Here is a 15,896-nt window from a genome sequence, read left to right as displayed (position 1 = left end):
GTGGGGGTGACCAGATCGTTACGCAAGGCCAGGGCCTTGCCCTACATGTCGGTGGTCGCGCGCGCCGGGCGGCGGCCGCGGCTGCCCGTCCGGTGGCGTGACGGGCAGCTCGGTCACCTGGTTGGCGCGCAGGTACGCGGTGACCCAGGACCGGCGGATCCGGACGGACCGGCGGATCCGCTTCGACTGCAGCTCGCGGGCGTCGACGAGGCGGTAGACGGTCGCGGGCGAGACCCGGAGCAGTTCGGCGACCTCGCCGGCGGTGAGCCACGGGTCCGGGTCGGGCGGCGGGGTCTGGCCGTCGCGGCGGGACAGGATCACGCGCTCACCGCCGGCGGTCGGGTCCGTGCGGCGAGCTCGGCTCGGCACTTTGCGACGCCGCGGGCGCCTCGCTCGGCTGCGCCTGGGGTGCGCACGTGGTCGCAGGGCTGGCCGGTCGACAGGTAGCCGGCGGTGTCGCAGGCCTCGCAGGCGTCGACGGCGCGCTGACGCTCGGCCTGGGCGGCGGCGGCCCGCTCGCGCTCGGCGCGGATCCGCTCCTGCTCAGCGGTCACCGCGGCCGCCGCGGCGGCGGCTCGTCGGCCGGCCCGGGTGTTAGTGCCGCAGCCGCGGCAGCCGGCGTGCGGCTGCGCGACGGGGTCGCAGCCGGCGCTCGGTCGCGCAGCGGCCGGCGGGCTGGTCGACGAGGGAGCGGGATCGGTTCCCCCCTCGCTCGCGAGGGGGGGTAGGGGGGTAGTAGTTCTTCTTCTCCTTCTAGGGCGTGATTCGGGGCGTGACGCGTCACGTGACGCGTGACGTGACGCGTCACGTGACGCGGGGTCCGTGCAGGTCAGTGCCTCGCCCGGTTCGGCGTCGCCGTCGTTCGTGTCGGCGGGATCGGGCACGACGGTGAGGGAGGGCGCTGCCGTCGCGGCGGCGTCACGTGACGCGTCACGTGACGCGGGGACCAGCAGGGAGGTCTGGCCGGCCTCGACCGCGAGGCGTTCGGCCTTGGCCTTCACGTTCTGGCGGTACTTCTTGGAGCGGTCCGCGGCGGCCTTCTGCTGGGCGTTGAGCCCCTTGACCGAGCCGATGACCTCCTCCCAGTCGGCCACCAGGTAGCAGTCGCCCTCGTCGACCCAGAGCTCCTCCTCCAGGAGCGCCTCGACGCGGGCAGCCGTGTCGTCGGGGGCCAGCCGGGCGACGATGCCCTTCGGGATGCGGCCGTCGAGGGCGTACTTGCCGCACCAGGTCCAGGCCCGGGTCCAGAGGACCTCCGCGGGTTCGCCGGCGGCGAGCATCCGCGGGTCGTCGCTGATGTTCAGGGGGAACGCGACCCACTTCAGGCGCTTCGCGGCGGTCATGCTGCGACCCGTGTCGCGTGGACCTGCCGGAGGCGGCGGTCGCTGAGGTTGAAGCAGGCGGCGTGGGCGTCCAAGCACGGCGCACAGGCGTCCTCGCCGCGGCTCCTGTGCTGGTGGTAGCCCCGGTTGGTGCCGTGCTCTCGCGCGAGGGCGGGACGGCCGGGGCCCCGGCGGCGGTCACGTTGCTCGAGCGCGATGGTGGCGGCCACCCGAGGGGTGACGCCAGCGCGGACCAGCCGTTCGAACTCGGCCCGTTCAGGGGTGGGCATGGCGGGGGACTCCTTCGCTGCGCGGAGGCGGGAAGAGCGGCGGGCACGTGGTCAGGCGGGCCCGCCCAGGTCGGATCAGGGGGATCGGGGCGGGTCCGTGTCAGGTCACGGCCGGCCCCGGTTGGCCAGGGCCGTCGGCGAGGCCGGCCTCGTAGCCGTAGACCGCGGCGAGGTTCCGGCGGTCGTCGGCGGTGAGCTGCTGCAGGCGGCCGTCGTGCAGGCCCGCGGTGCGCGCCGCGGCGACGACCAGGGCGATCGCCTTGATCAGTTCGTTGACGCTGAGCGTCTGACCGTCGGGGCCGTAGAACCACCCGCCGGCGACCGCCTGGGCGGTCTCCCAGTCGGCTTCGGACGGCTCGGGCGCCGACGGCGACGGTGACGTCACTGGTGCCCGTCCCGCCAGGCATCGGCGATGCCGATCGCCACCGACCACTCCTGGTGGTGCATCACCCAGGTGTGGCCATCGCCGCCGACCACCTCCGCTCGCCGACGGGTGCGCTCGTTCTGCGCCTCGACACCGGCGGCATCGTGGACGGCCAGCTCGAGCAGCCGGATGAAGCCGGCCAGCACGCGGGTCTGCGGGTTCGCCGGGTCCCAGTCCGCCATCTCGGCCCGCATCTCGTCGACGACGGCGCGCACCTCGGCGACCGTGTCGTTCCGGGCGTCGCCGGTGGCTGCGCTCATCGGACGGTCCCGGTGAACTGCTTGCAGCCGCATCCGACGGACTCTGTGAGGGAGTAGTACCCGGGCCGGGTCCGTACGTCGAGACCGCCGCAGGTGCCGTTGGCCAGGTCGTGGAAGGCGAAGTCGTGTCCACATCCGCAGGCACTGGCCGCTTTCGGTCGGACAGGCCCTGTGTGGTTGATCAGCCACCTGGCGATCAGCAGCACGGTGGCGAGAGGCGCTCCCAGGCCGAAGATCAGCTCGAAGTTCACCGCAGGATCCGCCGGCTGCTCAGGTCGATGACGAGCGACGCCGCCCCGCGCGTTTGGTGGCCGCCACCGCGACCTCGACCGCGGGTCCCGCGTCGGGCCGGCCGGGACGCCGCCGCGGCGCGGGCCTGCCGGTCGCGGATCTCGGCCGGACAGGTCGCGACGTGCGGCATGGCGCGGTGCTCGAACGACGCCAGCGGCCGCGCCTTGGACAGCTGCCGGATCCGGAGCCGGCGCAGGTGGTCGACGTAGACAGCCTGGTTCGCCTGGGTGTCGTCGTCGGGGTAGCGGGCCGGGTCGATCGCCATGCGCTTCCCGTTCTCGGTGTAGCCCCAGAGCACCTCCCCACCGCAGCGGGGGCACTCGTTCGGCGGTGTCCACATCACGACCACCTCGCGTCGTCCTGGTCGCCGTCCCGGAGCTCGGCGTCCGGGACGACGTCGGCTCGCAGGGGCAGCTGCAGCTGCCCCTCGACGTGGTCGACCGGCTCGAGCTCGGCCGCGGGCACGCTCACGCGGCCACGTCCGGGACGTGGGCGGCGACCCTGCGCACCGCGGTGACGCTGACGCCGAGCGCGGCCGCGATCTCGACCCGACGAGTCAGGCCTGCCCGGCTGCAGGCGTCGACGGCGGCGGCGAGCTCCTCGTCGGTCCAGCGCCTCCGCCCAGACGTCGTCGCGGCGTGCGCGGCCGGCGCGATGCGGGTCGGCAGGGCGACAGGTGCCGGGTCGACCGGAGCTGGCACGGGCAGCGCGGGCGCGGCCGCCGGTGGCGCGACGACGCGCTCGACGGGCTGGGGAGCCGACGTTGCCGGCTGCAGGGCCGGCCGCTCGCGGAGCAGCTGCTTCCGCTGTCGCGGGGTGGTGCCGCCCCAGACGCCGTCCCAGGTCTGCACGAGGCGGTGATCGAGCGCGTAGTCCAGGCACTCGTCGCGAGCCTCGCAGCCCCCACACAGCCGCTTCGCGTCCCGGACGGAGCCGCCCTTCTCGGGGATGAACTGGTCGGGATCGGTCTCGGCGCACAGTGCCGGCGCGCTGAACCGCGGGACGTCGAGGTACTGCGGCGCGGTCATCGCGCCTTCCGCTTCGGTCGACCGACGATCTGCTGCTCGATGTCGGAAAGCTCGTAGCCCTGGTCGACCAGGAAGCTCAGCCAGCTGACGAAGCGGTCGCGGCGGTGGTCGCCCTTGCGCCACGCCTCCTTCGTCATCCCGCCTTCGATGCCGGCGGCGACGTGGGCGAACAGCTGCAGCGGCAGCCGGGCGTCGGTGACGTGCTCGCCGTTGGTCAGCGAGGGGCTGGTCGACGCCGGCCCGTAGCGGCGTGGCTTCTCCAGGCCCAGCTCGGTCCAGGCGTGCTCGGCCTCCTGCGAGGCCATCCCGGACGTCCACTCGTAGAGGGCGTCGGGGTGCGCGGCGATCGCCTCGACGGCGAAGCGCAGGACCTCCTTGGGCGCCTTGGTCCGGCAGAAGTACTCCCGGAGCCACGCCCGCCGGGTGGTGTTCGCCGCGGCCATCGCCTTGTTGTTCGCGATGACCTCGCGTCGCTCGGCGCGCTGCCGCTCGAGCTCCTCGTCCGACATCGACGACCCCGGAGTGCCGCGCGGGTCTCTCCCCCACCGCTGGCTGTGCCCGTTGCCGGCCGGGTCGGTGCAGACCTCGTCCTCGCGGATCTCGATCTCGCCGCCCCAGTGCCGGCCGCTGATCGCGACGGCCGACCCGGGACAGCTGGCGTGCTGCTCGGCGTCGACGGTGTTGCCGTCCTGCAGCAGGTTGAAGAGGCGCTCAGCCTGCTGCTGGCCCGGGCCTTCCTCCTGGAGGACTCGTCGGCCGGCTGCCTCGAGCTCGGCGCGCTTGGTCGCGACGGCCTCGGCGAGCTGGCGGTCCTGCTCGGCGCGGGTGACGGCGTGCGCGAAGCGGCCGGGTCCCTCCCCCGCCGCGGTGACGAGCTGGTCGACCACGTCCGGGCTGTCCTCGTAGCGGACGACGACGGCGGCCTGGTCCAGGGTCAGTCCAGCGTCGGCCACTGCGGCGGCCGCGGCCGGGGCGAGGCGGGCGACGCCGGAGGCCTTGAGGACCCGGGACCGGTCGAGGCCGGTGCGGGCGGTGACGTCGGCGACGTCGAAGCCGAGGTCGAGCATCGTCTGGACGCCGCGGGCCTCCTCCACCGCGGTGAGGTTCTGGCGGTGCAGGTTCTCGGCGAGCATCGCGCCGACGTGCTCGGCTTGGACCCGGTCGTCGTCGACGTCGGCGGCCAGGTCGCGGCGGACGATGCACGGCACCCGCTTGAGCTCGGCGGCGAGGGCAGCCGCGGCACGGCGGTGGCCGGCGATGAGCAGGTGCCCGCCGTCGGGCAGCGGCACGACGATGAGCGGCTCGAGTACTCCCTGCGCGGCGATCGAGGCGGTGAGGCCGGTGAGGTCGCCCAGGTCGACGCGGACGTTGCGCGGGTGCGCGGTCAGCTCCCAGGGGTCGAGCAGCTCGACGTCGACGTCGACGACGTCCTGACCGATCGCGGGGACGGCGGTCACTGCCGGGCCCCCCGGCACCGCTTGCCCACCAGCCGCGGCTCGAACGACGTGAAGCACCGGAAGCACCGGACGTGCGTGAGCACGATCGAGTCCGGTCCGAGGACGACCTGGCCGCCTTCGGTCCAGGAGCGGGCGTCGTCGACGGTGATGGTGTGGGTGACGGCGACGACCCAGACGTGCTCCTCCGCCTTCGTGGCGTAGGCGACGTCGGAGGCGAACTGCTCGCTGGCCCGGGCCAGGCGGGCCGGCGTCAGCTTCGGGTCGGGCGCTGCAGCCGGGCGACCGTCGGCGCCGATGGTCGCGGTCATGCCGGCACCCCCGGCGCCGGCAGGCAGGTGCCGAGGTGGCCGGGGGACAGGACGCACGTCGAGAACGCGAGCCCAGGGCCGGTGGTCGAGATCCCCTGCCCACACGTCGCCCGGCGCGGCCAGGACGACGCGCGGGACGTCGACCCAGCGGCGTGCCGCGCGGCCGGCGGGGTGGTGCCGGCGACCGGCGCGTCGTCGAGTCCCCCCGCGCCGGTCGCCGGGATCGGGGGACGGCCGCGCACCGTGGCGGTGGCGGTCATCGGGCTGCGATCCGGGTCGCGCGGGCCGCGGCGTCGCGACGGGCGATCTCGGCGACCAGCGCCTCGGGGGACAGGCCGTCGGGGCGGGGACGGTGTCGGCCCTGCGTCGCGGGCTGGCTGGGCGGGTGTGACATGGGAACCTTCCTGGTGGGGGTCGGCGCCGCCCGCTCAGCACGCCCAGGAGTCGGATCCCGGGGAACGGGCGGCGCTGGTCTTCAAGGCGCCGGCGTCAGCGCGCCCGGGTGGAGCGGCCCCGGAGGCGCGCAAGCAACCTCCGGGACCGCCGACCCACCGAGGAACCGGCCCGAAGAGGGACCCCGGCCCTGTCGGTGGGCGCCCCTACGGTCGACCGCGAGCGATCCGGCGTGCCAGCGCCGGGGCTCTCGACCGAAGAGGACGACTCATGCCGCTCCTGTTGCACTACGCCGGGGACTCCTTCCGGCTGCACAACCACACCGACCTCGTGGCGCTGACCAACGCCGCCGGCAGCGCGACCCAGGCGTGGCGGAACATCCGACTCGCCGACGGCATCGAGAGCGCCTTCCTGATGGGCGGCGGCATCCCCGTCGCGATCACCAACGACGAGCCGGACATCCACATCCCCGACTTCTCGTCGGGGACCTGACCCGGGCGTCCACGGCTCGTCGAGCCACGCCCAGAACTCAGAGGCGGCGACTGGGCTCGGCGAGCCGCTGGACGGGTCCAGCCGCTCGTACTGAGCGACCGCCTGGTCCAGCTGCTCGATCTCGTGAGCGGCTGCGGCCAGCGCGGCCCGCTCAAGAAGGCGGACCTCCGGTCGGCCGCGCGCGGCGAGGCGGCAGTACTCGACTACGTCCCTGACCGTCTCGGAGACGGAGGCGACCCGGTTGAGTCGCGCGATCACCTCACTGCGAGCCGCGCTCGAGGCCCGGAGGACCTCGCGCCTACCTGCCTCGGACAAATAGTCCCCGTCACCGAAGGTCGCGTCCGCGGTCACGCGACACCGACCGTGGGGAGGCGGGACGGCCGGCCGACCGGGCGACCGGTCCGCCGCCGAGCTCGGGCGTCGTCCCGGCACCTCCGGCACTCCCGGCCGACCGGGCGACCGTGCCGGGTCTGGATCAGCAGGTTGTCCCCGGCGAGCTCGTGGTCGCGGAGGCAGTGCGTCTGCCGGGCCAGGTAGGCGGTCGGGGCCTCGCTGCGGAGCACGTTGACCTGCGGGGTCACCGCCTCGAGGTGCTGGGGGTTCACGCAGAGACGGACGCGGCACAGGTGGTCGATCTGCAGGCCGTCCGGGATCGGACCGTGGACGGCCTCGTAGGTCACCCGGTGCGGGCTGAGGCGGTGACCGTCGCTGGACCAGGACCCGTAGCCGGCCGACGTGACCGCTCCCGTCCAGAGCCAGCATTCGCCCGACCGGTCGACCTTCGCCCAGAACCGCGACGGCAGGGCTGAGGAGTTCACGCCGCACCGGCCGTGCTGCCGACCGGCGTCCGCGGCAGGTCGACGAGCTCCTCGACGGTGACGTCGAGGAAACGGGCGACCTGCACGATCTCGTCCGCGGAGAACGGCACCAGCCCGCGGACCCGCTTGCTGACGCGGTGCTCGTCGGACTTCATCGCCGCTGCGAGCTGCCGGCGAGTGCGCCGCTGTCGCCCCAGCTCGGCTCGCACGTTGGCCGCGACTCGCTCGACCGGGTCTGTGGACCTGCTCATCACGCCGCTCAAGTTAGCTCTATCGGCTGACGGGCGTCCACCGAAAGTGGCCGCTTCGGCGTGTCTGCGTAGCCAAGGAGGTAGGCGCGCCCGCGCTCTATGGGCTAACTTGCACCCATGGGACTGCTGCAAGGTGATCGACTTCGGGAAGTGCCGGGCCGACCGACTCGGACCTACGCCGGACAGGTGGCTGAGGACCTGCGGGTCCTGCTTCGCCGGCACGGCATCACGAACCGCGAGCTCGGTCGTGCTGTCGGTCGCAACGACTTCTGGGTCGGCAAGCGCCTCAACGGCCAGGTGCCGATCGACCTCGACGACCTGGAGCTGATCGCCCGCGCGCTCGGGATCGCGCCGGCCGAGCTCCTGCCCACCGAATGGGTGGTGCCCGAGCCGGATGGTGACGCTGGGTGGGCCCCGTCGGATTTGAACCGACAACCCGCGGATTAAAAGTCCGCTGCTCTGCCAGTTGAGCTAGAGGCCCGGTGGGTGCGGTGGACGCGGCCCGCGCCGAGGCTACCGCCGCTCCACTCTGCGGGCGGATCCACGACGTTGCCGGTCGGATCGCGCCGGCAACGTCCGGAGGACGCCGGGGAGGTGGCCCCTGCCGAGACCGTCAGAGGACGTCGAACGCGACCAGCAGGACAAGCGTGATCAGCGCGGAGACGAGCAGCGAGCCCAGGCAGCCCAGTCGGGACGAGAAGAGGAAGAACACCCCACGGCGGTGCCCACGAGCCGGAGAGCCGAACCGAGGGTGACGCAGAGCGCACCCGAACGGATTCCGTCACCCGGTCAGGGGATCGCTGTTCCCGCGGCCGTTACATAGCGTCATGTCCGTTCCGCCGAGAAGCCGCGCATGCGCCGGCCCGGCAGGACACCGAGCCCCGGCCCGGCCGCCCCGTTCCCCCCGGGGCGGCCGGGCCGGTCTCCATTCGGGGCGCGGCCGCCACGACTCAGGACGGCGTGCAGACGCGCACGGTCAGCAGACGGAGCAGTTCCCGCTGCGACTCGTCCAGCGGCAGGTCGACCGGGATCTCCTCGCCGCCGTCCACCGAGACCGACAGCGGCATCAGGTAGGGCTGCTTGACGTCGGCCAGCGCGTGCGGATCGCACCGGGCGGTCGTGAGGGTGAGCTCCACCGAGGCCTCGCGCTGCCCAGCGGTCAGCTCGAGCGGCAGCGGCGCGTCGGCGGAGTAGAGGACGTTCCCCTCCACCCGGGTCGCGACAACCGGACGCTCGTCGTCCCCGGCGCGGGTCAGCACGAGGCGGCCGACGAGGGACTCCGGCCGCTCGACGAGGTCGACCACCTCGACCGTGACGAGATCGCCGACCGCGAGCGAGGCGCACAGCCGGCCGTGGACGACGGTCAGCACCTCGGCCGCCATCGGCACCCGGAGCTCCTCCACCGCGCCCGACGGGCGGACGACGGTCAGCCGGGCCGCGGCCGGTTCGGCCGCGGTGTCGCACACCGGTGCGCCGTAGGGCGTGGGGAGGTCGATCCGCCGGCCCGGCACGAACGACGCGGTCACCGGGACGGCGGGCAGCGGCTCGAACCCCGGCGAGTCGATCGCCACCGAGGTGACCGAGAACGGCTCCGCGCCGGTGTCGCTGACCTTGACCTGCACCTGTCCGCCGGCGGCTCGGTCGGTCCGGTTCTCCACCGCCTCCGCGGCGATCCCCTCGACCGGCGGCACCGGCGCTCCGGTCCGCAGCGCCGCCGACGACGGACCCGGCGAGGACGACGTCCCCGACGACGACGGCGAGGCGTCGCTCCCGCACCCGGCGCAGGCGAGCAGGACCGCCAGGGCCGCCGCCGTCCGCCTCACACCGCGGCAGCCTAGGAGCCCCAGCGGCCTCAGCGCTGGTGGCTGGGCAGCCGGGCCATGACCCGGCCGGCCTCCATCCGCACCTCGAGCTTCTCCTGCGGGTTGGCCGCCGGGCCCCGCCGGGGCTGGCCGTTCTCCAGGTCGAACGCCGAGTCGTGCCAGGGGCAGACCAGGCAGGCGTGCCCACGGACCTCCTCCACGGTGCCCTCGTGCAGCGGCCCGGAGAGGTGCGAGCACGCGCCGATGAAGACGTCGACCCGCGCTCCCCGGCGGACGGCGGCCAGCGGCACGTCCGCGCCGTGGCCCTTCCCGGTGCGCAGCGCCGGCCGGCCCTCCGGGAAGTCGTCCAGGGGGCCGAGGTCGATCCAGTCCGTGGTGAGCGCGCGCGCCGCGGTCGCCGCGTGCGACGGTCCCGACGACTGGGCGTAGGACATGTGGCCACCGATGGCCGCCGATCCGCCCGCGAGGCCCAGCCCGGCGTAGGACAGCACCCGGCCGAGCGTGCCGCGGCCCTTCGCGCGCGCGGCGAGCGAGCCGACGTACAGCCCCAGCGCGGCGGTGTTCAGCACGGCGTGCACGGCACCGAGCCGCCGGACGCCCGTGCCCTGTTCCGACCAGTCCGCCGCCCCGGTCGCCGCGGCCGGCAGCGCGGCCGCCACCCCCGTGCCGATGAGCAGCGTCGCCGCCGGCCGCATCGCCGGGATGGCGTCGAGGATGCCGGCCGACACCCAGCTGCCCACGGGCACCTGCACCAGGACCGGGTGCAGGGAGTGGCCCAGCCACGTGCCGTGCAGGACGTCCTTGACCGCACTCGGCACCGACTGGACGGCCTTGCGCGCCGGTTCCATCGCCCCGTCGAAGGTGTCGACGTCGGCCCAGCGATCGAGGAAACCCATCAGACCCATGGCCGCCCCCTACCCCCGTCGGCCGCGGGGCAAGCCGCCCGTCCCGCCGCGCCCGGCAGGCCGGCGGGACCGCTTCCCGTCAGTGCCCCGTGGTGTCATGCAGGACGAGCGAGCAGCGGCCCGGGCCCCGTCCGGGTGACGGCGCTGTTCGCAGCCGGAATACCGCTGGCGTCCAGGGAGCTCCCAGGAGGAAGCTGGACAACTGTCCGTGTGCACACCCAGGAGCTGACCGTGAGCCACCCGACCCTCTGCCGCCCGCGGGGCGAGTGGGTCGAGGCCGCCCTCACCCGGGTCAGGGGCGACGACACGCTCGGGCAGTTCAGCCGGTTCGTGCTGGTCGGCGGCTCGACGAGCGCCCTCTACGCGCTCATCTTCGTGCTGTTGCACGACGTCGGCGAGCAGCCGGCGAACTGGATCGGCTCGGTCATCACCTCGGTCATGGCCAACGAGATGCACCGGCGGCTCACCTTCCGGGCCGGCCAGCGGGTCAGCTTCCTGACCGCCCAGGTCGAGGGCGGAGCCCTGTCGATCGCCGGCCTGGTCTCGACCAGCGTCGCCCTGGCCTGGCTCACCGCGGTCAGCGACACCGACGACCCCTACGTGCAGTTCGGTCTGGTCGCGCTCGTCACCGCCACGATCGGCACCCTGCGCTTCATCGCCCTGCGCTGGCTCTTCCGCGGCCGCCCCGCCGACCAGGTCAGCTGAGCCGCGCTCCACGTCGGCGGACGCGGAAGCGGTCCGGGCTCCCTAGCCTGGAGACATGAGCACTCCGGCCGACCGGCCCGACCCGGCCGGCCCGGCCGGCCCTCCGGACGCCGACGATCCGGCAGAGATCCCCGGGGGGACCCCCGACCGGCGGGCCCGCCTGCGCCGCGCGGCACGGCGGGCCGGGCGCTGGGGCGTGTGCGTCCTGGTGGCGCTCACCGGCGCCATCGTCGGCGTCCTCCTGTTCGGCCGGCTGGACGCCCCGCTGGGACCCTTCGACGCGCGCTTCACGGTGGGCACCACCGGGGGCGGGGTCGCACTGGACATCCCGCCGCTGGGTGCGCTCGACGTCGACGCCTACGACGGGCCGCTCGGACTCCAGGTGCAACTGCAGCGGGCCGACGAGCGCCGGATCCAGGCGCTCGTGGACGACCCGCGCCGGTTCGACAGCCTGGTCGACCGGATCACCGACGACATCGGGGACGCCGTCACCGAACTGGCCGTGCGCTCCTCGCTCGGCGCGGTCGGCGGCGCCGTCCTCCTCACGCTGGCGGTCTACCGGCTGCGGTGGCGCGAGCCCCTCGTCGCGGCCGGGACCGTCGTCGCCGTCCTGGGCGGCGCGGCCGGGCTGGGCGCCGCCACCTGGCGGCCCGAGGCGCTGGCGCAGCCGACCTACACCGGACTGCTGGTGAACGCGCCCAGCCTGATCGGCGACGCGCAGGACATCGTCGCCCGCTTCGACGCCTACCGGGCCTCGCTGGAGGACCTGGTCGGCAACGTGAGCACCCTCTACGGCGCACTGTCCGCGCTGCCCGCGCCGGGCGGGGACGGCGACACCGTCGCGCTGCTGCACGTGTCCGACATCCACCTCAACCCGGCCGGCTTCGACCTGATGGGCCAGGTCGTCGACCAGTTCGGGGTGGACGGCGTCCTGGACACCGGGGACATCACCGACTGGGGCAGCCAGCCGGAGAACCAGGCGATCTCCTCGATCGGCGGGCTGGGCGTCCCCTACGTGTACATCCGCGGCAACCACGACTCGGCCACCACGGCCGGGCTGGTGGCCTCGCAGCCGAACGCGACCGTGCTCGACGACACCGCGGTCACCGTCGCCGGCATCACCGTGGTCGGCGCCCCCGACCCCCGGTTCACCCCCGACCAGGACGCCACCGGCGACACGCAGTCGCTGGAGGAGACCGGGGAGGAGCTCGCCGAGGTGGCCGAGCAGCAGCCGGAGCCCCCGGCCATCGCGATGGTGCACGACCCGAAGCAGGCGCCGCCGCTCGACGGGGTCGTCCCGCTGGTCCTCGCCGGGCACACCCACGACCGCGACGTCTCCACCCTCGACGAGGGCACCCTGCTCATGGTGCAGGGCTCGACCGGCGGCGCGGGCCTGCGCGGCCTGCAGGGCGAGTACCCCGAGCCGCTGACCTGCACGGTCCTCTACTTCGACCGCGCCACCGGCCGGCTGACCGGCTACGACGACATCACCCTCGGCGGGCTGGGCGAGACCGAGGTGACCATCGTGCGCACCCTGGTCGGCGCGGAGGAGACCGGCGAGGGCGGCGACGGGGACGACGTCGACGGGGGCACCGACGGGGGCACCTCGACCGCGCCGACGTCCCCGGGCGGGTGACCCGGCCGCCCTACGCTCGGGACATGACGACGTCCCGGAACGCCCTCGCCGGCACCGTGCTCGCCGGCGGCCTCGGCCTGCTGTCCCTGGCCGGCTGCTCGTTCACCAGCGAGAACTTCTCCTGCGACAGCAACTCCTGCACGGTGACCCTCAGCGGGGACGGCGCCGAGGTCGACCTGCCGATCGGGCCGACGATCAGCCTCGGCAACGTGGAGAACGGCCGCGCCTCGATCAGCGTCGGCGGCGCCAGCGCCTCCTGCGCCGAGGGCGAGAGCCTCTCGGTCGGTGGCCTGGCGCTGGAGTGCACCTCCGTGTCCGACGACGAGGTGAAGCTGAGCGCCAGCCTCAACTGAGCCGTCTCAGCCCGGGTGCGCGACCTCGACCACGATCCTCGTCGGCCCCTCGAGCAGGTACACACGGAACGGCGACTCCCCCGCCGTCCCGACGAAGGCCTGCGTGACGCCCTCGAACGTCGGCCCCACGACCACCTCGGTGACCGCCGCCCCCGGTCCGGGGACCGGTCCGTCCGGGACGAAGGGGTCGACGCCGGTGTCGAACGGATACCCCACACCGCTCACGAGCACCTGCAGGACGGCGGCCCCGGCCACGTCCACCGGGTCGCCGCTGCCCTCCTGGGTCGGGTCGTCGACGTAGCGGACGTCCCAGCCCGGGACCCCTTCGCCGTCGACCTCGAAGACGACGCGGTCGAACCCGTCGTGCTCCCCGGTCCGGACGTCGGTGACCGTCACCAGGGCGTCGGCCGACGCCGCCTGCTCGGCGCTGCCGACGCCGGACGGGAACGTCGGCACGTTCGGGTCCTCCCCCGCGTCGCTCCCGGACGCCTCGGACCCGGGGGTCGTGCTCGAGGCGGCGGACGACGACGTCCCGCTGCCGGCCGACCCCGTCGCCCCCGTCGGCTCGGGGTCCTCCTCGGTCGCGCACCCCACCAGCAGCAGTGCGGCGGCCACGAGGACCGGGACGGGGGTGGCACGGCGGCGGGTACTCACCGCGCGAGCCTCCCAGCAACCGCCGCCGACGGAGGGCACCGCGGCAGCCGTGTCGCCGGCCGGACGCCCCCGGGACGCCCCCTGTCGGAGCGCGTCGGAGGGCCATGTACAGTTCTCAGCGCCCCCGGCGAACACCGAGCCCTCATCGTCTAGTGGTCCAGGACGCCGCCCTTTCAAGGCGGTAGCACGGGTTCGAACCCCGTTGGGGGCACGCAGCACCAGAAGGACACAGCAAGGCCCTGTAGCGCAGTTGGTTAGCGCGCCGCCCTGTCACGGCGGAGGTCGCGGGTTCGAGTCCCGTCAGGGTCGCTCTCCGGTGGAAGCACCGGACTGGGGCAGGTAGCTCAGTCGGTACGAGCGCTCGCCTGAAAAGCGAGAGGTCGGCGGTTCGACCCCGCCCCTGCCCACACCTCTTCCGCGCGGCCGGCCCGAGCGGCCCACCCGCGAACGGCGCCGGTACCCGGCGCGGCGATCCCGGCGTCAGGACGCGACGCGATCCCCCACGACCTGCGCGTACACCTGTGCGTGCACGTCCTGCACCGCCGCCCGCTGCTGCTCCCGCCACGTGCGGTCGGCCGGGCGCGGGGCCGGACGGGTCAGCGCGGCCGCGACGGCGCCGTTGAGCGACACCGGGTCGAACCCGTGCTCCTCGTCGTTGCCGTACGTCACCACGTCCGACCACTGGTCGGCGAACCAGCCGCAGCTGGGCGCCACGACACGGGTGCCGACGTCGCGGCACACTTCCAGCTCGGTCGAGTGCGTGCCGCGGGACTGCGGCAGCACCGCCACGTGCAGCTCCTGCAGCTGGGCGGCCCACCGCTCCTCGTCCAGCGGCTCGAGCTCGAGCGACGCACTCTCCGCCATCTCGCCGAGCGGCGGCAGCACGAAGCCGGGCTCCACGAACAGCCGCAGCCGCCCACCGCCGTTGACCGCTCCGTTGAGCGCCGCCCGGACGAGGGCGGCCGGCTCGGGCATGCAGGTGCCCGAGCGCAGCGGCAGCCCGACCACGCCCCGCTCGCCGCCACCCTCCGGGTCGGGGACCGCGACCGACGGGTGCGCGACGACGATCGGCGTCCGCCCGTACCGGTCGGCGATCTCGTCGGCGGCGCCGGGCGTCAGCGTGAAGACGACCTCGGCGGTCGCCAGCAGTGCCCGCAGGTGCGCGTCGTGCCGGGTGGGCAGGGCCTGCGCGGGGTCGCGGAGCTGGTGGACGGTGGTCACCAGCGGGACGCCGGTGCGGCGGATCGCCTCGGTGAAGCAGACGATCTCGTCCTCGGGCAGGTGCCCGTAGCCGGAGTGCACGTGGACGACGTCCACCTCGTCGGCGTGCGCGGTGAGGTACGCCGGGTCCAGCCACGGGCTCGGCCCCTGCTCGCGGCCGACCCGCACCACACCGGCGGGCAGGACGGCGTCCACGTAGGGGTCGCGGTGCGGGATGGAGGCCACCCGGATCGCGGGCAGCCCGACGGTGTCGGCTGCCCGCGGGTCGTCTACGGGGTCCACGCGGACGGCACGCTCCTGACGCCGAGCACGCGACGGCAGGGCGGTGCTCTCGAAGGGATTCCGGTCGTTCTCCGGCTACCCAGCATCCCCCGTGGCAACCCCGTGTGGTCACCCGGGGCCGCCGGCGTCACTCTTCCGAGTCGCCCCGGTCCGTATCCCCGGTCCGCGCGAGGACGCGCTCCCGCTGCGCCCGCGCGTAGGCCGGCGCGCGGAACCGGGCCATCGGCCCGTCGGCCACCAGGCCCGGCGGCGGGTACCGGACGGCGTCGAAGCGGACGTCCGGATCCGGGCCGGCCTCCGGCTCGCCGAGCGTGAGGACGGCGAACGGCCGCCACGGGCCGGCACCCGTTGCGACCGCGAGGGTGTACGCCGTCCGGGCCTCCCCCAGGTGCGCGACGAGCGGCTCGGGGTCCGACGGGACCGGACGGTCCGCCCAGGCCGCCAGCCGCAGCGTCCCGGCCGGCGAGCGGTACCCCATGATCGAGGAGTAGGGGCCGGCGGCATCCCGCCGCAGGACCGGGACCTGACGGGTCAGCGCGCCGCGGCCGGTGCTCGACAGCAGCAGGTCCACCGGCCGGCCGTCCTCGGGCACGCGGACGGCGAACCCGAGGAGGTCCGGCCACGGGGCGGGGAGCCCCGCGCCGCGGCTGAGCCGCACCGCCACGTCGTCCCGGGCCGGCCGGTCGAGCCAGGGCACCCCGGTGCCGGCTCCGCCGGTGCGCTCGAGCACGCCCCGCGCGACGACACCACGGGGGTGCATCGGCTTGCCACGGCGCCACCGCGCGAGCGCGCCCAGCGGCACGGCGACGGCCTGGCCGGCCAGTCGGGGCACGGAGGTCACGGAGGTCTCCTGTCGTCGGGACCGTGCTCCTACCCCGTCCGGCGGCCGGACAGCCTCGCTGGCACGTTCGCCAGGGCCCCCTGCCGTCGGCGCCGGACGGACTGGCAGGACCTGCACAATCCACGGGGGAGGTCCGTACGGA

General features: G+C 74.6%; 24 protein-coding genes and 4 tRNA genes. 8 read left to right on the top strand and 20 right to left on the bottom strand.

The window, feature by feature from the left end; genetic code table 11:
* Positions 1–18 precede the first annotated feature (18 nt).
* From DQ240_RS18375 to DQ240_RS23390, 12 genes are all read right to left on the bottom strand, one after another.
* Positions 19–321, bottom strand: a complete 303-nt coding sequence (locus DQ240_RS18375) for a helix-turn-helix domain-containing protein (RefSeq protein WP_199589393.1) — start codon at positions 319–321, stop codon at positions 19–21.
* On the bottom strand, positions 318–1,343 hold the full coding sequence (locus DQ240_RS18370; protein ID WP_113841086.1) for a hypothetical protein: 1,026 nt from the start codon (positions 1,341–1,343) through the stop codon (positions 318–320). The genes DQ240_RS18375 and DQ240_RS18370 overlap by 4 nt, the downstream gene beginning before the upstream one ends.
* A gap of 369 nt (positions 1,344–1,712) precedes the next feature.
* Positions 1,713–1,997, bottom strand: coding sequence for a hypothetical protein (locus tag DQ240_RS18360; protein WP_113841082.1), 285 nt, complete (start codon positions 1,995–1,997; stop codon positions 1,713–1,715).
* Positions 1,994–2,296 carry a hypothetical protein gene (locus DQ240_RS18355; RefSeq protein ID WP_113841080.1) on the bottom strand — a complete coding sequence of 101 codons (303 nt, stop codon included), beginning with the start codon at positions 2,294–2,296 and terminating at the stop codon, positions 1,994–1,996. Before DQ240_RS18355 ends, DQ240_RS18360 begins: the two co-directional genes overlap by 4 nt.
* On the bottom strand, positions 2,293–2,547 hold the full coding sequence (locus DQ240_RS18350) for a hypothetical protein (RefSeq protein WP_113841078.1): 255 nt from the start codon (positions 2,545–2,547) through the stop codon (positions 2,293–2,295). The genes DQ240_RS18355 and DQ240_RS18350 overlap by 4 nt, the downstream gene beginning before the upstream one ends.
* Positions 2,544–2,927 (bottom strand): hypothetical protein, encoded by a 384-nt coding sequence (locus DQ240_RS18345; RefSeq protein ID WP_147262028.1) that lies wholly within the window; start codon positions 2,925–2,927, stop codon positions 2,544–2,546. Before DQ240_RS18345 ends, DQ240_RS18350 begins: the two co-directional genes overlap by 4 nt.
* Positions 2,927–3,058, bottom strand: coding sequence for a hypothetical protein (locus DQ240_RS24305; protein WP_255410915.1), 132 nt, complete (start codon positions 3,056–3,058; stop codon positions 2,927–2,929). The genes DQ240_RS18345 and DQ240_RS24305 overlap by 1 nt, the downstream gene beginning before the upstream one ends.
* Positions 3,055–3,615, bottom strand: coding sequence for a WhiB family transcriptional regulator (locus tag DQ240_RS24545; protein WP_113841074.1), 561 nt, complete (start codon positions 3,613–3,615; stop codon positions 3,055–3,057). The genes DQ240_RS24305 and DQ240_RS24545 overlap by 4 nt, the downstream gene beginning before the upstream one ends.
* On the bottom strand, positions 3,612–5,072 hold the full coding sequence (locus DQ240_RS18335; RefSeq protein ID WP_158548791.1) for a ParB/RepB/Spo0J family partition protein: 1,461 nt from the start codon (positions 5,070–5,072) through the stop codon (positions 3,612–3,614). The genes DQ240_RS24545 and DQ240_RS18335 overlap by 4 nt, the downstream gene beginning before the upstream one ends.
* Entirely contained in the window at positions 5,069–5,380 is a 312-nt protein-coding gene (locus DQ240_RS23400) for a hypothetical protein (protein WP_158548789.1), read from the bottom strand. Before DQ240_RS23400 ends, DQ240_RS18335 begins: the two co-directional genes overlap by 4 nt.
* The gene (locus DQ240_RS23395; RefSeq protein ID WP_158548787.1) at positions 5,377–5,640 is read right to left on the bottom strand and encodes a hypothetical protein; all 264 of its coding nucleotides are present in this window, start codon (positions 5,638–5,640) and stop codon (positions 5,377–5,379) included. The genes DQ240_RS23400 and DQ240_RS23395 overlap by 4 nt, the downstream gene beginning before the upstream one ends.
* A complete protein-coding gene (locus tag DQ240_RS23390) occupies positions 5,637–5,774 on the bottom strand; it encodes a hypothetical protein (RefSeq protein ID WP_158548785.1) in 138 nt (45 codons plus the stop codon). Before DQ240_RS23390 ends, DQ240_RS23395 begins: the two co-directional genes overlap by 4 nt.
* A gap of 269 nt (positions 5,775–6,043) precedes the next feature.
* Here DQ240_RS23390 and DQ240_RS18330 point away from each other — a divergent pair, with 269 nt between their 5' ends.
* Complete coding sequence (locus DQ240_RS18330) at positions 6,044–6,265, top strand: hypothetical protein (RefSeq protein ID WP_113841070.1); 222 nt, start codon at positions 6,044–6,046, stop codon at positions 6,263–6,265.
* 347 nt (positions 6,266–6,612) lie between these two features.
* Here the strand turns inward: DQ240_RS18330 and DQ240_RS18325 are convergent, their stop codons facing one another.
* Together DQ240_RS18325 and DQ240_RS23150 are read right to left on the bottom strand one after the other, a co-directional pair.
* Positions 6,613–7,083: an HNH endonuclease signature motif containing protein gene (locus DQ240_RS18325; protein ID WP_113841068.1), complete on the bottom strand. Its 471-nt coding sequence runs from the start codon at positions 7,081–7,083 to the stop codon at positions 6,613–6,615.
* Positions 7,080–7,334 carry a helix-turn-helix transcriptional regulator gene (locus DQ240_RS23150; protein WP_147262027.1) on the bottom strand — a complete coding sequence of 85 codons (255 nt, stop codon included), beginning with the start codon at positions 7,332–7,334 and terminating at the stop codon, positions 7,080–7,082. Before DQ240_RS23150 ends, DQ240_RS18325 begins: the two co-directional genes overlap by 4 nt.
* Before the next feature lie 117 nt (positions 7,335–7,451).
* Between DQ240_RS23150 and DQ240_RS24540 the strand changes: the two genes are divergently transcribed.
* Positions 7,452–7,781, top strand: a complete 330-nt coding sequence (locus DQ240_RS24540; RefSeq protein WP_113841168.1) for a helix-turn-helix transcriptional regulator — start codon at positions 7,452–7,454, stop codon at positions 7,779–7,781.
* Here DQ240_RS24540 and DQ240_RS18315 read toward each other — a convergent pair.
* The 3 genes from DQ240_RS18315 to DQ240_RS18305 all read right to left on the bottom strand — a co-directional run bounded on the left by DQ240_RS18315 (position 7,743) and on the right by DQ240_RS18305 (position 10,062).
* Positions 7,743–7,815: transfer RNA gene (locus DQ240_RS18315), tRNA-Lys, on the bottom strand. The genes DQ240_RS24540 and DQ240_RS18315 overlap by 39 nt on opposite strands.
* Before the next feature lie 469 nt (positions 7,816–8,284).
* Complete coding sequence (locus tag DQ240_RS18310) at positions 8,285–9,157, bottom strand: hypothetical protein (protein ID WP_113841066.1); 873 nt, start codon at positions 9,155–9,157, stop codon at positions 8,285–8,287.
* A gap of 29 nt (positions 9,158–9,186) precedes the next feature.
* The gene (locus DQ240_RS18305) at positions 9,187–10,062 is read right to left on the bottom strand and encodes a Rieske 2Fe-2S domain-containing protein (protein WP_113841064.1); all 876 of its coding nucleotides are present in this window, start codon (positions 10,060–10,062) and stop codon (positions 9,187–9,189) included.
* Between the two features lie 231 nt (positions 10,063–10,293).
* On the opposite strand from DQ240_RS18305, the gene DQ240_RS18300 reads away from it, so the two are divergent.
* From DQ240_RS18300 to DQ240_RS18290, 3 genes are read left to right on the top strand one after another with little or no spacing between them, the layout of a single operon-like run.
* The gene (locus DQ240_RS18300) at positions 10,294–10,767 is read left to right on the top strand and encodes a GtrA family protein (RefSeq protein ID WP_113841166.1); all 474 of its coding nucleotides are present in this window, start codon (positions 10,294–10,296) and stop codon (positions 10,765–10,767) included.
* Positions 10,768–10,822: 55 nt separating this feature from the next.
* Complete coding sequence (locus DQ240_RS18295) at positions 10,823–12,403, top strand: metallophosphoesterase (protein WP_113841062.1); 1,581 nt, start codon at positions 10,823–10,825, stop codon at positions 12,401–12,403.
* Between the two features lie 23 nt (positions 12,404–12,426).
* On the top strand, positions 12,427–12,756 hold the full coding sequence (locus DQ240_RS18290) for a hypothetical protein (protein ID WP_113841164.1): 330 nt from the start codon (positions 12,427–12,429) through the stop codon (positions 12,754–12,756).
* A 6-nt stretch (positions 12,757–12,762) separates the two neighbouring features.
* Here the strand turns inward: DQ240_RS18290 and DQ240_RS18285 are convergent, their stop codons facing one another.
* Entirely contained in the window at positions 12,763–13,410 is a 648-nt protein-coding gene (locus tag DQ240_RS18285; RefSeq protein WP_113841060.1) for a hypothetical protein, read from the bottom strand.
* A 138-nt stretch (positions 13,411–13,548) separates the two neighbouring features.
* Between DQ240_RS18285 and DQ240_RS18280 the strand changes: the two genes are divergently transcribed.
* The 3 genes from DQ240_RS18280 (at position 13,549) to DQ240_RS18270 (ending at position 13,817) form a co-directional block, all read left to right on the top strand.
* Positions 13,549–13,621: transfer RNA gene (locus DQ240_RS18280), tRNA-Glu, on the top strand.
* 24 nt (positions 13,622–13,645) lie between these two features.
* Positions 13,646–13,719: transfer RNA gene (locus DQ240_RS18275), tRNA-Asp, on the top strand.
* A gap of 24 nt (positions 13,720–13,743) precedes the next feature.
* A tRNA-Phe gene (locus tag DQ240_RS18270) sits at positions 13,744–13,817 on the top strand.
* Positions 13,818–13,890: 73 nt separating this feature from the next.
* Here DQ240_RS18270 and DQ240_RS18265 read toward each other — a convergent pair.
* Positions 13,891–14,913 (bottom strand): glycosyltransferase family 4 protein, encoded by a 1,023-nt coding sequence (locus tag DQ240_RS18265; RefSeq protein ID WP_233498813.1) that lies wholly within the window; start codon positions 14,911–14,913, stop codon positions 13,891–13,893.
* 127 nt (positions 14,914–15,040) lie between these two features.
* Entirely contained in the window at positions 15,041–15,754 is a 714-nt protein-coding gene (locus DQ240_RS18260) for a phosphodiesterase (RefSeq protein WP_113841058.1), read from the bottom strand.
* Positions 15,755–15,896 lie beyond the last annotated feature (142 nt).

The organism is Blastococcus sp. TF02A-26 (genome assembly GCF_003319125.1).
Classification (GTDB): Bacteria; Actinomycetota; Actinomycetes; order Mycobacteriales; family Geodermatophilaceae; genus Trujillonella.
Note: the sequence above shows the minus strand (reverse complement) of the source record. Positions and strands in the feature narration are given on the sequence as shown.